We start from the raw sequence: 15,326 nt of genomic DNA, 5'->3' as shown, positions 1-15,326 counted from the left end.
GTCCGGCTACTTTCGCTGGAGCGGGCAACTCTCGCAATTATGTTAAAGGAATTTCGGGCCTTCATCATGAAGGGCAATGTTCTCGAATTGGCGACCGCCGTCATCATCGCCGGGGCCTTCGGGGCGATCGTGACCTCCCTCACTAACGACATCCTGATGCCGCCCATAGGCCAGTTGCTGGGCGGAGTGGATTTCTCCGAGCTCACTATCCCCCTCTCCGACACGGTGGTGGACGCCGACGGCAACGTGGTAGAGGAAGGTGCGGCCATTCGCTACGGCATCTTCATCCAGCGGATCATTAATTTCCTGATCATCGCCTGGGTAATATTTCTCATCCTGCGGTACTACAACCGGTTGACGGTGAAGCCCAAGCCCGAGGCCCCCAAGCCCGATCCCGGCCCCTCGGAAAAGGACATCCTTCTGCAGATCCGGGACGAGCTGGCCAAGCGTAACTTGTAGACAGTTAATATCCTGTAGCAAGTAGGGGGTAGGCCCGCTTTCCGGCCTACCCCCTACATGCTTTTGCTACACGCCAATGCTAGTTCTGCAGCTTGATCTCGTCGTCCTTGCTGTCGAAGAACTTGAAGGTCGTGATGGGGAAGTCGTTGTCGGACTGAATGTCCAGCCAGCGGTAGTGCTTCATGTACCACTTCATCTGGGCGCTGGGCAGGCCCCGCTTCAGGTAGGCGGAAATGTAGGGGTGTACCTTCAGTTTCAGCTTGGCCTTGGGCCGGGCTTCCATGATAAAGTTCAGGTCGCGCTCGATCTCGTCGGTGAGCAGGATGGTCGCGTTCACCTTGCCGGTACCGTTGCAGGTGGGGCACTTTTCGGCGGTGGTGATCTTCACCTCGGGGCGGACGCGTTGCCGCGTGATCTGCATCAGGCCGAACTTGCTCAAGGGGAGGATGGTGTGCTGCGCGCGGTCGTTCTTCATCGCGTTGCGCATCGTCTGGGCCAGCTTCTTGCGGTGCTCGGCGTCGCGCATATCGATGAAGTCGATCACGATGATACCGCCGATGTCGCGCAGCCGGAGCTGGCGGGCGATCTCTTCGGCGGCTTCCAGGTTGATCTTCAGGACGGCCTCCGCCTGGTTCTGGCTCGGCATCTTGTTGCCGCTGTTGACGTCGATGGTATGCATCGCCTCGGTATGCTCGATGACGACGTAGGCCCCGCTGGCCATGGTCGCCGTTTTGCCGAAGCTGCTCTTGATCTGCTTGGTGACGCCGTGGGCATCGAAGATGGGGCGGCTGGCCTTGTGGAACTGCACCAGGTTGGGGCGGTCCTTGGCGATATCCTTCACGTATTCCTTGATGGTATCGTAAAGTTCCTTGTCGTCGACGACGATCTTGGTGAAATCGGGCGTCAGAAGGTCGCGCAGCAGACCGGTGGTCTTGTCGACCTCGCTCAGCAACTTGGCCGGGGGCGTGGCTCCTTTGGCGCTGTCTACGATCGTCTGCCATTTTTCCACCAGGGCGTTGACCTCTTCGAGGAGTTCGCCTACGCCCTTGCCTTCGGCGGCGGTACGGACGATGACGCCGAAATTGGTCGGCCGGATGCTCTCGACGAGTAGTTGCAGGCGTTTACGTTCCTCGCTGGTGCTGATCTTTTTGGATACGGCCACCGTCTCGCTGAAGGGGGTGATGACCAGGTAGCGGCCCGGGATGGTGATCTCGCAGCTCAGCCGGGGTCCCTTGGTGCTGATGGGCTCCTTGAGGACCTGGGTGAGTACGACCTGCTTCTTGGTGAATACGTCGTCGATCTTGCCGGTCTTGACGATCTCCGGCTCGAATTTTACCTGATCGAGCTTGGCCGTGGGAAGCTTTCCCTTGACGGCGTTGTCGGCGTATTTCTGCAGGGTGCGCACCTTGGGTCCCAGGTCGGTGTAGTGCAGGAAAGCGTCTTTTTTGTGGCCGATATCTACGAAGGCGGCGTTGAGGGGGGCGGTCACACGCTTCACGCGGCCGAGGAATACATCCCCGACGGTGAATTGATCAGTGGACCGCTGGCGGTGGATCTCCACCAGTTTTCCGTCTTCCAGCAGGGCAACTTCTACTTCTTTGCCCGTACTCGAGACGATCATTGCTTTTTCCACTATACAGTAGGGTTGGGTGGATACACAAATACCCTCCGCCGGGTTCCGGGTCGGAGGGATGCGCGTGCATCGATTAAACTAAGGCATACCTAGGGTGGCTAGTGGGGCCGGCCGCAGGCTTGGATTCGGACCGTTTCAGGCGAGTAAAACGTACGTCAAACGGGAAAGGGTCCGGGGCAGGTCCGCCGTACGCATATCGCGACAGGTGGCGGAAAATTTCTTGGCGGTGGCAGCGGGGCGGTAAGGGCGGCCGATGCTACAACTAAAGGGGACCGTTAGGCAAGGAGGACGTAACGGGGGCGGTAGTGCCCGTAAAAAACGCGTGAGCGGGGCGAACGCATGCCGGGGCGGGCGTATACACCGGTCACGGCCGGCACACGGGAAAGACCCGTGCACCGGCCGTCAGGTATGGTGCTAGCGAATACTAGCGGTTCTTCTTCTTGTGACGGTTCTTGCGCAGGCGCTTCTTCCGTTTGTGGGTAGCAATCTTATGACGCTTCCGCTTCTTTCCACACGGCATATCGGGTAGGTTTTTTGTTAGAAATTGTGGTTATAAAACTCCCTATTACTACAAACGGGGAGCCTGATTAGTTGTGTGCAATCCGCCGGCGGCGAAAAGCGAACCGCGAAGGTAAGGATATTCCCCTTAGCAAACCCTACCGGCCGGCACTCTCGAGCAGTTCCGAGCACTTTCGTGCGTAAATATCGGCCTCTCCGGCCCGTCCCAGGTTCTCGAAGACCCGGGCCAGGGGGCATACCACGTCGGGGTTGCCGGGGTCCAGCCGGTCGGCCGTGAGCAGGCGCTCCGCGGCGCGGTCGAGCTGGTTGGTACGGATGGCGAGCTGGGCCAGGGTGATGTACACCCGGGGTTCGTCGGGGTACTGCTGTTCGAGCTCCCGCAGCATCAGGATGCCCTTCATGGGGTTGTCGGGCGGGGGATTATCGGTATAGGTGACGGCCAGGTTGATCCGGTTCTCCGCGTTGGCCGGGTTCAGGCTGATGGCGGCCTGGTAGGCGCTCTCGGCCCCCAGCGCGCAGAATTGGCGGGTCTTGTCGGGCAGTTCCTCCCGGCGGAGGCACAGGCTAAAGGTGGTGGCGGCGATCGACCAGGCCTCCTCCGTATTGCGGATCTCGGCGATCTGCTGGGCGTAGGCACCGGAGATGCCGGGCTGGCCGGCGGTGTACCACTGGCTGGCCAGTTGCTCTAGCAGCTCGACGCGGGCGCTGTCGTCCTGCTGTGATTGCAGGCGTTCCTCGAGGGTCGACACGGTGGCCGCCTGGGCGGGCGTTAGGGCGCCGTGCGCCTCCCGGACCAGGGACTGCAGGCCGGTGGCCTGCAGGGGCCGTTCGGCAAAGCCTTCGTCCAGCTCCGGGGGGCGTACGGGGCATCCCCAGTACGTCAGCAGCACGAGCACGAAGGCCAGGCCGGCGGCGATCCACTGTGTCTTTCTCACCTAGTCGAGGTCGTTGTCGTCTTCGTCGGGCAGGCTGGAGACCTTGTCCTTTACCTGCTCCACGAAGATCTTCGCGGGCTTGAAGGCGGGGATGTAGTGTTCGGGGATCTCGATGGCCTTGTTCTTCTGGATGTGACGGCCGATCTTCTTGGCCCGCTTCTTGACTACAAAAGAGCCGAAGCCACGGATGTAAACGTTCTCGCCCTCGGCCAGGCTGCCCTTCACTTCCTTAAAGAAGCTCTCCAGGGATACCAGTACATCGACCTTCGCGATGCCCGTCTTGTCGGCAATATTTGCCACTAAGTCAGCTTTTCTCATTCTGTATTTTTTGTCCCGTAGCGTGGGTTCTAAAAAGCGGTGCAAATATCTGCTTTTTACCCGCTTTAACCCAACGAACAACACTATTTCTTTTGTTATCAAGTACTTAGGAATTAATTCCTTCCCTTTAAGGTGCCCGCCCCGGCCCCGGGAGGCCCCCTAAGCAATTCCCGTTATCTTCGCCGCGCACCAACACCCCTACCATGCTCCTTTCCATGACCGGTTACGGTCGCGCCGTCCGTACCGACGGTGGTAAAACCTATACCGCCGAGCTGCGCGGGCTCAACAGCAAGCAGTCCGACCTGCGCCTGCGCTCCAACCTCAACCTGCAGGCCCGCGAACTCGAATTGCGCAAGCACGTACTCGCCGAAACCAAGCGCGGCAAACTGGAGATGTCCCTCGAGATGACCGACGAGGCCGGCACCGGCAAGGTGCGCGTCGACCTGCCCCTGCTCTCCGCCATCAGCCACGACGTCTACTTTCGCCTCAACGACCACGGCAAGCGGCCCCTGCCCGAGCACACCATGGACGGCCTCGTCCCGGCCCTGCTGCGGACCCCCGGCATCATCGAATCCGGATTGGCCGAACTCGGGCCCGGCGACTGGGAGAACATTCAGGCGGTAGTGAACGATGCCCTGTCCCGCCTGCACGCCTACCGCAACCAGGAAGGTGCCGCCCTGGCCGAAGACCTCCGCACCGGCGTCGGCGCCATCCTGGAGCTGCTCGAACGGGTAGACGATTACTCCGAGCAGCGTATCGAGGGCGTCCGCAACCGCATGGAGCGCCACCTGGCCGAGTACCTCGGCCGGCAGAACGTCGACAAGAACCGCTACGAGCAGGAAGTCCTCTTCTACCTCGAGAAAATGGACATCAACGAGGAAAAGGTGCGCCTCTCCCAGAACTGCGAGTACTTCCTGGAGATTCTCTCCAACGACGACGAAGTGAAAGGGCGCAAGCTCGTCTTCATCAGCCAGGAGATCGGCCGCGAGATCAATACGCTGGGGGCCAAGTCGTATTCCGCCGACCTGCAGAAGCTTGTCGTCAATATGAAGGAACAGCTGGAAATGATCAAAGAACAGCTTGCCAATGTCGCCTGAACCCGCCCACGGAAAACTCCTCATCCTCACGGCCCCCTCGGGCGCCGGCAAGACGACCATCGTGCGCCACCTGCTGCGCACCTTCGGTGAGCTGGCGTTCTCCGTATCGGCCACGACCCGCCCCCCGCGACCCGGCGAGGTCGACGGGGTCGACTACCATTTCCTGAGCAACCGGGAATTCCTGGACCGGGTGGCCGCCGGCGCCTTCGTCGAATACGAGGAGGTGTACCCCGGCCGCTTCTACGGCACCCTCCACGAGGAGGTACAGCGTATCCGGAAGCAGGGGCGCACCGTCGTCTTCGATATCGAGGTGAAGGGCGCCACGAACATCAAGGAATACTACCCCGAGGACAGCCTGGCCATCTTTGTCGCGCCGCCCTCCGAGGACGTGCTGTTTCAGCGCCTGCGCGACCGCTCCACCGAGGACGACGAGAGTTTGCGCGTACGCATCGCCCGGGCGGGGGAGGAGCTGGCCTACGCCAATCGCTTCGACCGGGTACTCGTCAACGACGACCTGGATACGGCACTGGCCGAGGCCGAGCTGATCGCCCGCGATTTTCTCCGCGACTAAAGGCGGCGGCCCCGTACCACACGGCCGCGGGTGTCCTCGTCGCGAATCCGTTTCAGGCTGATCATCAGGTTGGCGAAGGCATCGGCGCTCGATACGCGCCACTCCCGCCCGGCGTAGTTGACGGTGCCGCTGTTGCGGTCCCAGTCGCTGGCCAGCAGCGTGTAGCGGTCGCCGTTTTTCGGGTTGGGGCCGAAAACCAGGAAGTTCTGGTCGTCGTCCTCGAAGGAAACGGCCACCCGCTGGCTCTTGGGGCTGAATGTGAATACCCCCGGCGTATTGCGGCGGAAGACGACCTGCTCCACCTCGCGGCCGTTGATGACCTTGACCGTACCGTTGCGGATCTGGGAGCTCCCGCTGCGCAGTTCGCGCTGCAGCACCACGTCTTCGGACAGGTAGAACTGAATGCGCCGCAGGTCGGCCTCCTCCCACTGCTGCTCCTCGACCAGCTGCTGGGTGAACGGGCGCAGCCGGGGGCCGCAGCCGGTAAGCATAAAGACAGTAACTAGCAGGGGGAGGAAACGTAACATGGATGCCGGGGTATGTAAGGCCTAAGAACGGGGTCGGCGCGGCCGCGGGTGCGGTGAAAATCCGGTTTAAGCCAAGTTTAACGGCGCTGCTGAAAGAAGCTTGTCATGAGCTCGGCGCACTCGTCGTGGAGGATGCCGAATTCCAGGCGCGTCTTGGGGTGGAGCAGCTCGCGCCCGAATCGCATGAAGCCCCGCTTGTCGTCGCTGGCGCCGTACACGATGCGGGCGGTCTGCGCCCACGCCAACGCCCCGGCGCACATGGGGCAGGGCTCCAGGGTCACGTAGAGGGTGCAGTCCAGCAGGTACTTGTCGCCCAGGTGGTTGGCGGCGGCGGTCAGGGCGATGATCTCGGCGTGGGCGGTGACGTCGCTCAGCCGCTCGGTCTCGTTGTGGCCGCGGGCGATGATGCGCCCGTGGGAGACGACAACGGCCCCGACGGGGATTTCCCCCATGGCGGCGGCCAGCCGGGCCTGTCCCAGGGCCTGCCGCATGAAGTAGGCGTCGTCGTATACCTCAAGCATCCAGGATCTCTTTTACCAGGTAGTGGTTGCGGTCGGGGTTGGAGCGGGCCACCAGCTCGGCCAGAAAGCCGGTCACGAAGAGGATGGTTCCCAGTACCATGGTCGTGAGGCTGATGTAGAACCACGGGTTGTCGGTGACCAGTATGCCCGGCATATTGTTGGCCAGGGCGTAGATCTTCTTGGTACCGATCACGATGGACGCCACGAAGCCGATCAGGAACATCAGCGTGCCCAGGGTACCGAAGAGGTGCATGGGCCGCTTGCCAAACTTGCCCACGAACATGAGCGTCAGCAGGTCGAGAAAACCCGTGACCAGCCGCGAGAGCCCGAACTTGGAGCTGCCGTACTTGCGCGGCCGGTGCTCCACTACCTTCTCCCCGATCTTTCGGAAGCCGGCCCACTTGGCCAACAGAGGCATGTGGCGGTGCATGTCGCCGTATACCTCGATCGACTTGATTACCTGGTGGCGGTAGCTCTTGAGCCCGCAGTTGAAGTCGTGCAGCTGAATGCCGCTGACCAGCCGCGTGACCTGGTTGAAGAAGCGGGAGGGGATGGTTTTTCCGAGCGGGTCCTGCCGTTCCTTCTTCCAGCCGGATACCACGTCGTAGCCCTCGTCCATGATCATGCGGTAGAGGGCGGGGATCTCGTCGGGGCTATCCTGGAGGTCGGCATCCATCGTGATGATCACGTCTCCGGTAGCGTGCTGGAATCCGACGTTCAGGGCCGGGCTTTTGCCGTAATTGCGCTGAAAGCGGATACCCTTCAGGCAGGCATTGGCGGCGGCGAGTTGCTGCACGATCCGCCAGCTGTCGTCGGTGCTGCCGTCGTCGACCAGCCACACTTCGTAGGAGAAGCCGTTTTCGCGCATCACGCGGCCGATCCAGTCGGTGAGTTCCCCCAGGGATTCTTCTTCGTTATAGAGGGGGACGACTACGCTGATGTCCATAGCCGGTCGTGGTTTACCGTACCCAGGACGCGCCCGGGCAGGGAGTGCCCGAGCAGGGGGCTGTTGGTGGTCTTGCCACGCAGGTCGGCGACGGTGATCTCCGACTCCCCGGCAGTGGTAAAGAGGGTCAGCCGGGCCGGGGCTCCTTCCCGAACGACGACCGGCTCCATGCCGAGGAGCTGCCGGGGGCCCGCGGTCAGCGCCCGAATGACGGCGTCGAGCTGTTCGGGGCGGGTCGCCCAGGTGAGCTGCTGCCGCAGGGCGGTTTCCAGCCCCCGGGCACCGAAGGCGGCGTAGCTAAATTCCAGGTCTTTTTCTTCCCCGTGGCGCGCGCGGTGGTGGCTCACGATGGCCGTGATGGTCCCCTCTTCCAGGCCCATGCGGAGGGCGTCGCGGTCGGCGGTACCCCGCAGCGGCGGGAGTATCTTGAAGTTGGGATCAAACCCCGCCAGCTCCCCGTCGGTGAAGCAGAGGTGATGCGCGCCCACCGTACAGCCCGCCAGGCCGGGGCAGCTTTCGGCGTACTCGCGGACGAGGGACAGCCCCTCGGCGGAGGACAAGAGGTGTACCGCCATGCGCCCGCCGGTATATTCCAGCAGCGAGAGGTTGCGGCGCAGCGGGATCGTTTCGCAGAGGGTAGGGATCCCCCGCAGGCCCAGCTGCACGCTGATGCTGCCCTCGTGGATCTGCCCATCCTCGGCGAGCTCGGAGTCGTAGGGGGTTTCCAGCACGAGCCCCCCGAAGGAGCGGGCGTACTCGAGTCCCCGCCGCAGCAGGCTGCCGGAGGCCGGGTGTCCCGGTCCGTCGGTGAAGCCCACGGCGCCGGCGGAGTCCAGTTCCATCATCTCCGTGAGGTCGCGTCCGGCGGCGTCGCGGCTGAGTGCGGCCAGGGGCAACAGGTCCACCGCGCCGCCGCGGTTATGGGTATCGAGGTAGGCCATGTCCGCTACGGACTGGCGCACGGGGTCGGTATTGGGCAGGACGGCCACGGCCACGTAACCGCCGGCCTGGGCGGCGGCGGTCAGGCTGCGGATGTCTTCGCGTTCTTCATGCCCCGGGTCACCCAGGTAGGCGCCGATGTCTACGAAACCGGGCGAGAGGCGGACGTTTTTCCCCTCGAATACCCGCTCGCCCTCTTCGGGCGGCAGGCCTTCCGAGATGGCCGCGATGGTGCCGGCGGTCACGCGCACGTCACGGGTCTGCCCGTGGTGGGGACTGGTAGGGTCGGTGATCGTCACGGAGCGAAGCAGCATAGGCGGGCAAAGGTATCAAAGCGGGCGGAATTAGGGACCGGCGTATCCGGCCGTCCCTTATACGGACCAGAGCCGCAGGACCAGGGCTTCGCCCAGTAAGCAGAGCAGGGCCATCCAGATGAAGTAGCGCCAGAGGGGCCGGCCCTCGTTGCGGGCGCGCACGTCCTCCACCAGGGCCGCCGGGTTGTCGGTTTCCAGTACGGTGTAGTCCGGCAGGTCGGCCAGCTCGGTGGCGGAGGTATAGGTGAGGTCGGATTCCGCCCGGTCGTAGTTGAAGGCGAAAGCGTCGACCCGCTCCTCGTCGATGATAAGGTCATAGACGCCCGCCTCCGGTACCTGGGCACCGAGGCCGAGGGCCACGCGGTTCCCGAGCGCACGTTGTTCGGGGATAAACTCCCCGCCGGGTCCGCGCAGCTTGTACACGATGTCGGCACCCGCCTGCCGGCGGCTGGTCTCGATCACCTCGTCGCGTCCGATGGTGTAGGCGGCGGGCCGGCGGCGACCGCTGCTGATCCCCATTTTGTAGAGCATCGGGATGAATACCTCGGCGTTACGTGACAGGTCGCTGACCGCAGGATCGAGGGGGGCGGCGCTCAGGTACAGGTTACCGCCGCCGGCCGCGAATTTTGCCAGGGCGGTACTGCCGTCGCGGTAGGTTAGCAGGCTTTCCTGGCCGCGACCGCCGTAGCGGGTCAGGGGATAGTTGCCGGCGGTAGTGGGGAGGTTCAGGGCGGCTCGGCGGTTCTCGAACACGCCGCTGAATACAAACTCCTCATCGTTGAGTCCGCTTACCTCGCGCTGTTGCTCCTGGTAGGCCCCCAGCTCGTCGGCCGGCAGCGGACGCAGGAAGGCATTGTAGCTGCTGAGGTCGGCTCCGGCGGGCGGAAAGACCAGCAGGTTACCGCCGCCCCGCACGTACTGCCTTAGTTGTTCGGCCAGGCCCGTGCCGATGCTGGCCAGGTCGGTAAGAATGACCAGCTCGTAACTGCCGAGGCTGCCGTAGTCGATGGCCTGGGCCGTGACCCGGGTGGGATCGAAAACGTTCAGGTCCAGGGCGGCGGTCAGGTTGCGGTCGAAACGCCCGTCCCCGTCGATCTGCAGGGCGCGCACCCGGTCGGTGGTCTGGAAGGAGAGGTAGTAGGTATCGTCGAACTCCACGGGGTAGTCCGTGATGGTGAGTTGGGCCGTACCGGCGCCGCCCTGGTTGATGTTCAGGAACACGCTGTCGACGACCGCGCCGCGCGCCGGCACGGCCAGGGTGCCAACCGGCTTGGTCTGTCCGTCGTACACCAGGCTCAGCCGGACATTATCCGCGGCCTGGTCTCCGAAGTTCCGCACGCGTACGAGCAGCAGGTTATTCTGGTTGAGCTGGGGTACGGGTGCGTCGAACCAGGCCGAATCGATGGCCACGTTTCGCTCCTGCACGGCGGCCAGCGGCACCAGGTTTACCTGCACGTTGGTGTCCGGCGCTGTGAAGTCGGTCACGTTGCGCTGAAAATCGGAGATCAGGTACGCGATGCGGTTGTCGATCGTCTCCGTAGTCAGGGCCGAGGTTTGCCGGGCCAGCACGCGGGACAGGCGGCGGCTCTCCGGGCCTACGCGCACTTCCTCGATGGCGTCCAGGGCCTCGTCCCGGCCGATTAGGCGCTGGGCGCCGCCGCGGAAGGCGTTGGTAAGCACCTGGAACCGGTCGTCGGGCGCGTACGCCTCCACGATGGCCCGGGCGCGGTCGCGGGCTACCTGCAGGAGCGGGGCCCGGTCGCTCTCTGCGGCCATGCTAAAGCTGTTGTCGATGTAGATACTTACCGCCTTGCGACCCTGCAGGGCATCGTCCTCCACCGGCAGGAAAGGCTGAGCGAAGGCCAGCACTAGTGCCGCAACGGCCAGGCAGCGCAGCAGCAGCACCAGCAGGTTCCGTAGCCGGCTGCGCATGCTCGTTTCCTCCTTCACCTCCCGCAGAAAGCGGACGTTGCTGAAGTACACCTTTTTGAACCGCCGGAAATAGAACAGGTGGATGATCACCGGTATGGCGATCAGCCCCAGGGCCCAGAGGAAGGAAGGAAAAAGGAAGGACATTTAGCGGGTTGGCTGGTTGCGGGTTGCGGGTTGCGGGTTGCGGGTTGCTGGTTGCTGGTTGCTGGTTAGCTGGTTGCGGGTTGCTGGTTATCATCGGTACTACAGAACTACAGAACTACAGAACTAAATCATTTCCTCCGGACGAACCCACTCGTCAAATTCCTCCGCGGTGAGGTAGCCCAGGTCCAACGCGGCTGCTTTCAGGGTGGTTTCCTCGGCGTAGGCTTTCTTGGCAATACTTGCGGCTTTGTCGTAGCCGATCTTGGTATTGAGGGCGGTGACGAGCATCAGGCTGTTGTTCAGGTGCTCGCGGATCCGTCCGCGGTTGGGTTCGATGCCGGCGGCGCAGTTCTGCTCGAAGCTGCGGCTGGCGTCACCGATCAGCCGGGCGCTCATCAGAAAGTTGTAGATCATTAACGGCTTGAAGACGTTCAGCTCAAACTGTCCCGTCATGCCCCCGATATTGATGGCGACGTCGTTACCCATTACCTGCGCCATGGCCATGGTGAGGGCTTCGCTTTGGGTGGGATTTACCTTGCCGGGCATAATGCTGCTGCCGGGCTCGTTGGCGGGGATGATGATCTCCCCGATGCCGGAGCGGGGGCCGCTCGACAGCATACGCACGTCGTTGCCGACCTTGGTAAGGCTGGCGGCCAGTGTTTTCAAGGCACCGTGGGCCTCGACGATGGCATCGTGGGCGGCCAGGGCTTCGAACTTGTTTTCCGCGGTGCGGAAGGGCAGTCCGGTCAGGTCGGCGATTTCCTGCGCCACCTGCTCCGCATAGCCGTCGGGGGCGTTGAGGCCCGTACCGACGGCGGTCCCACCCAGGGCCAGTTCGGCCAGGTGATCGAGGGTGTTCCGGAGGGCGCGGAGGCCGTGGTCCAGCTGGCTGACGTAGCCGCTGAATTCCTGGCCCAGCGTGAGCGGGGTCGCGTCCATGAAGTGGGTGCGGCCGATCTTGACCACGTCCATCATTTCCTCCGACTTGGCGCGCAGGGTGTCGCGCAGTTGCTCCACGCCCGGGATCGTGTTCTCTACCAGGATGCGGTAGGCGGCAATGTGCATGGCCGTGGGGAAGGTGTCGTTGCTCGACTGGCTCTTGTTGACGTCGTCGTTGGGGTGGAGCGCCTTGTCCGCGTCGTCGAGCTTTCCGCCCTGCAGCACGTGGCCGCGGTTGGCGATGACTTCATTGACGTTCATGTTGGACTGGGTGCCGGAGCCGGTCTGCCAGACCACGAGCGGAAACTCATCGTCTAGCTTGCCGTCCAGGATCTCGTCGGCGACCCGGCCGATGAGGTCCGATTTCTTTTCGTCCAGCACGCCCAGGGCCACGTTGGTCCGGGCGGCGGCCTTCTTCAGTACGGCGAAGGCGCGGATGACTTCCACGGGCATTTGCTGGCCTCCGATCTCGAAATTGGTGAAGCTGCGCTGGGTCTGGGCGCCCCAGTAGCGCTCGGCGGGTACGTCTACGTATCCGATACTGTCTTTTTCCTGGCGGGTACTCATGGTGTAATGGTTATGGCGGACGAAGGTAATTGATATTCCGGGCGCAGCCGGGCGCCCAGCCCCGGGCTATCCGGAACGGTCACCAACCCACCCGGCCCGTAGGTGATCCCTCCCTCCACGGGGTCCTCGGTCTGCATCAGTGGAGTGTCGAAATCGCAAAACGCCACCCGCGCACTGCTGAGGGCCAGGTGGGCGGCGGCGGTGAAGCCGAGGCGCGATTCCAGAAAGCCGCCCACCTGGAGCGGTACGTCCGTGGTGTCGATGATCTTGCGGGCTACGTGGAGACCGCCAGACTTGCTCAGCTTGATGTTGATCCGGTCGACGGCGCCGATGGCCAGCAGGCGGCGCGCATCCTGCTCGTTCCAGCAGCTTTCGTCGGCCATCAGCGGGATCGGGCTATGGCGGCGCAGCTCGGGCAGCCGCGTCCATTCGTAGCGGTCGATGGGGGCTTCGCAGTGCTGCACGTTGAAGCGGGCCAGCCCCCGCAGGGCCGTCACGGCTTCCTCAAAACTCCAGCCCTGGTTGGCATCGAGCCGCAGTGGCACATCGTCACCCACGGCCCCGACGATAGCGCTCACCCGGTCGATGTCGCGCGCGGCCCCGTCGCCGAGCTTCACCTTGATGACCGGAAATCCCCGCTCGACGATGGTCAGGGCATCGGCCGCCATCTCGGAGGCGGTGCCGAGGCTTACCGTATAGTCCGTATGCAGGGGGCGGGGTTCCTTTCCCCCGAGATAGCGGTACAGGGGCAGCTCCGCCGCCTGGGCGGTCAGGTCGTGGAGCGCTATATCGAAGGCCGACTTGATCGCGAAATTTCCGTGCAGTGCCCGGTTCATGCGGGCGGTGTACGCGGGTGCGTCGTCGGCTGGCGTACCTAGAAGCAGGCTGCCCAGGTACCGACCGGTGGCGATGGCACCGTCCAGGGTTTCGCCGTGGATAGTTGGGAAGGGGCTGGCCTCTCCCCAGCCGGTACGTCCGTCGTCCGTACGCACCCGGACGAACAGGTTTTCGGCGTGGGTCAGCGGTCCCAGGGAGATAACAAATGGCTTCACCAGCCGGACCCGCACGGGGAAAAGCACGATTTCGGCAACGGTCATACAGGTAGTTTGGGGCACGTAGGGAGGAAACAAGACGAAGGTAACGGGGCTATGCCCCCCGAACGTTGCTATTTGTTTGTATTTTGGGACTTTCGTGTCTAGTTGCCTAACTCACCCATATGTCCTCCTTGTCACCAGATTATCGCAACGTAATCGTTGTGGGCGCCTCAGCCGGGGGCGTCGAAGCCCTGGTCGAGTTCGTCCGGGGGGTGCCCGAGGATCTACCCGCCGCCATTTGCATCGTTCAGCACATTCCCGCCTACGCCCGCAGCCGCCTCGATACGATCCTTCAGGGCCACACCAAATTCGAGGTGCGGAGAGGTGAGGACGGGGAGGCACTCCGGCCCGGACGCATGTACATTGCACCGCCGGACCATCATCTGCTGGTGGAGGGCGATCGGGTGCTGATTACGCGCGGCCCACGGGAAAACCGCTTCCGGCCCGCCGTGGATACGTTGTTTCGCTCGGCCGCGCATGCCTACCGTCAGCGTACGATAGGCATCGTGCTGAGTGGCGCGCTGAACGACGGAACCTCGGGGATGTGGACCATCAAACGGTTCGGAGGGCTGGCGATCGTGCAGGATCCCGAGGAAGCTATGTTTTCCGATATGCCGGAGGGAGTGATGAAGTATACGGAAGTAGATTACATTCGCCGGGCGGGTGATATGGGCCCCCTGCTGGACCAGCTCTGTCACCAACGGCTGAACACGGCCCTTAACGGTCGTGGCGTAAAGAATCGGGAGCTCCTGGAAATAGAACTTTCCATCGCAAAGGGTAAAAATGGACTGGAAATGGGAATTTTAGAACAGGGAACCCCCTCGCCACTGACTTGTCCGGAGTGCCACGGAGCACTCACGGAATTTGAGGAAGGCAAGCTTGTTCGGTACCGCTGCCATACCGGTCACGCCCATACGGCGGAGTCCCTGCTGGCCAGCGTAACGGTCAACGTGGAAAAGAGCATGTGGGAAGTGATGCGCGGACTGGAGGAAAGCCGCCTGGTACTTGAGCACCTGGCCGATCAGATGGACGATGGCGATGGCCTGGTGGCCAGCCAATACCGGGCGCGGGCCCGGGAGATCCAGGAGCAGGCCAAACGTGTGCAGCGATTAATTCAGTCGACCGACCTCAGCGAAACCCAACCGCGGCGGACAATCTAGTCTTTATCAAACATAATAATTTATCGAGTTTGATAAACGAGCCGTAGATTTGCCGCTACATATAATAAATTCTTGTTGAGGTTAACATTGTTCTCGCGTAAATAACTGAAATTCAATTTCTTATAAAGATGGCACGCAAGTTGTAGGGATATAGGGCCGAAATACACCTCCCTATGTCCAGTATTCGTGAAACGACTTCAGATTTTCAGCACAACACAGTAGCCTATCTTCATCGCCTTGAGTTGCAAAGTGCGCAGTCCATGGCACTAGTTGAGAAATTACCCATCCCCCTTGAGTATCGCGTTACCATGCGGAAAACCTGGTGGGGTACGCGGCAGAAGCTCGTGTACTTCCGTCAGGAACTCCAACGCGCTGACGGCGACTTTAAGTGCGCCCTCGAGCGCCTCCACCGCGAGCTGTTATCCGACGTGATTTCCTGCCTGGTCCGGCAGGGCGAGCGTATTCTTTCCGCCCACGGAGCCGGGAACCACCATATCCAGCGCTGGAATGCCATCTGGTTAAAGGAGATAGCTGCACGGTAGGTTCTCTTGCTCCTGCCCGACGCGCTATTCCTTTTACTTTAGCCCGAGCAGTTACCATTGCGGTTGCCGCAAACCCAGCAATACCTTGACGTTATTCGTTTTACGATCCGCCTTCTATCTTTTCTCCGCCGCCGGCTGCGGTCGGGTAAATCCGTTTTGAGTTTTATAT

General features: G+C 62.4%; 15 protein-coding genes. 5 read left to right on the top strand and 10 right to left on the bottom strand.

What is annotated here, in order from left to right; translation table 11 throughout:
• Window positions 1-39 precede the first annotated feature (39 nt).
• A complete protein-coding gene (mscL, locus tag DQG19_RS04515; RefSeq protein ID WP_116124996.1) occupies window positions 40-459 on the top strand; it encodes a large conductance mechanosensitive channel protein MscL in 420 nt (139 codons plus the stop codon).
• Window positions 460-538: 79 nt separating this feature from the next.
• On the opposite strand, the gene DQG19_RS04510 is transcribed toward mscL, so the two are convergent.
• The 3 genes from DQG19_RS04510 to DQG19_RS04500 form a co-directional block, all read right to left on the bottom strand.
• Window positions 539-2,092 (bottom strand): Rne/Rng family ribonuclease, encoded by a 1,554-nt coding sequence (locus tag DQG19_RS04510; RefSeq protein WP_116124995.1) that lies wholly within the window; start codon window positions 2,090-2,092, stop codon window positions 539-541.
• A 656-nt stretch (window positions 2,093-2,748) separates the two neighbouring features.
• Window positions 2,749-3,546 carry a tetratricopeptide repeat protein gene (locus DQG19_RS04505; protein ID WP_116124994.1) on the bottom strand — a complete coding sequence of 266 codons (798 nt, stop codon included), beginning with the start codon at window positions 3,544-3,546 and terminating at the stop codon, window positions 2,749-2,751.
• A complete protein-coding gene (locus DQG19_RS04500; protein ID WP_116124993.1) occupies window positions 3,547-3,864 on the bottom strand; it encodes an HU family DNA-binding protein in 318 nt (105 codons plus the stop codon).
• Window positions 3,865-4,067: 203 nt separating this feature from the next.
• Between DQG19_RS04500 and DQG19_RS04495 the strand changes: the two genes are divergently transcribed.
• The gene (locus DQG19_RS04495) at window positions 4,068-4,961 is read left to right on the top strand and encodes a YicC family protein (RefSeq protein WP_116124992.1); all 894 of its coding nucleotides are present in this window, start codon (window positions 4,068-4,070) and stop codon (window positions 4,959-4,961) included.
• Window positions 4,951-5,532, top strand: a complete 582-nt coding sequence (gene gmk, locus DQG19_RS04490; protein ID WP_116124991.1) for a guanylate kinase — start codon at window positions 4,951-4,953, stop codon at window positions 5,530-5,532. The genes DQG19_RS04495 and gmk overlap by 11 nt, the downstream gene beginning before the upstream one ends.
• On the opposite strand, the gene DQG19_RS04485 is transcribed toward gmk, so the two are convergent.
• The 7 genes from DQG19_RS04485 to DQG19_RS04455 form a co-directional block, all read right to left on the bottom strand.
• Window positions 5,529-6,059: a hypothetical protein gene (locus tag DQG19_RS04485; protein WP_116124990.1), complete on the bottom strand. Its 531-nt coding sequence runs from the start codon at window positions 6,057-6,059 to the stop codon at window positions 5,529-5,531. The two genes, gmk and DQG19_RS04485, sit on opposite strands and share 4 nt — an antisense overlap.
• A gap of 77 nt (window positions 6,060-6,136) precedes the next feature.
• Entirely contained in the window at window positions 6,137-6,580 is a 444-nt protein-coding gene (locus DQG19_RS04480; RefSeq protein ID WP_116124989.1) for a nucleoside deaminase, read from the bottom strand.
• Window positions 6,573-7,526 carry a glycosyltransferase family 2 protein gene (locus tag DQG19_RS04475; RefSeq protein ID WP_116124988.1) on the bottom strand — a complete coding sequence of 318 codons (954 nt, stop codon included), beginning with the start codon at window positions 7,524-7,526 and terminating at the stop codon, window positions 6,573-6,575. Before DQG19_RS04475 ends, DQG19_RS04480 begins: the two co-directional genes overlap by 8 nt.
• A complete protein-coding gene (locus DQG19_RS04470; RefSeq protein ID WP_116124987.1) occupies window positions 7,511-8,779 on the bottom strand; it encodes a dihydroorotase in 1,269 nt (422 codons plus the stop codon). The genes DQG19_RS04475 and DQG19_RS04470 overlap by 16 nt, the downstream gene beginning before the upstream one ends.
• 57 nt (window positions 8,780-8,836) lie before the next feature.
• On the bottom strand, window positions 8,837-10,855 hold the full coding sequence (locus DQG19_RS04465) for a BatA domain-containing protein (RefSeq protein WP_116124986.1): 2,019 nt from the start codon (window positions 10,853-10,855) through the stop codon (window positions 8,837-8,839).
• A gap of 123 nt (window positions 10,856-10,978) precedes the next feature.
• Window positions 10,979-12,361 carry a class II fumarate hydratase gene (fumC, locus tag DQG19_RS04460; RefSeq protein WP_116124985.1) on the bottom strand — a complete coding sequence of 461 codons (1,383 nt, stop codon included), beginning with the start codon at window positions 12,359-12,361 and terminating at the stop codon, window positions 10,979-10,981.
• Window positions 12,358-13,458: a mandelate racemase/muconate lactonizing enzyme family protein gene (locus DQG19_RS04455; RefSeq protein WP_116124984.1), complete on the bottom strand. Its 1,101-nt coding sequence runs from the start codon at window positions 13,456-13,458 to the stop codon at window positions 12,358-12,360. The genes fumC and DQG19_RS04455 overlap by 4 nt, the downstream gene beginning before the upstream one ends.
• A 119-nt stretch (window positions 13,459-13,577) precedes the next feature.
• On the opposite strand from DQG19_RS04455, the gene DQG19_RS04450 reads away from it, so the two are divergent.
• The gene (locus DQG19_RS04450; protein ID WP_116124983.1) at window positions 13,578-14,615 is read left to right on the top strand and encodes a chemotaxis protein CheB; all 1,038 of its coding nucleotides are present in this window, start codon (window positions 13,578-13,580) and stop codon (window positions 14,613-14,615) included.
• 308 nt (window positions 14,616-14,923) lie between these two features.
• A complete protein-coding gene (locus DQG19_RS04445) occupies window positions 14,924-15,157 on the top strand; it encodes a hypothetical protein (RefSeq protein ID WP_157974306.1) in 234 nt (77 codons plus the stop codon).
• The last annotated feature ends 169 nt before the right edge of the window (window positions 15,158-15,326 follow it).

This window comes from Lewinella sp. IMCC34183 (assembly GCF_003390915.1).
In the GTDB taxonomy this organism is placed as follows: Bacteria; Bacteroidota; Bacteroidia; order Chitinophagales; family Saprospiraceae; genus Neolewinella.
Note: the sequence above shows the minus strand (reverse complement) of the source record. Positions and strands in the feature narration are given on the sequence as shown.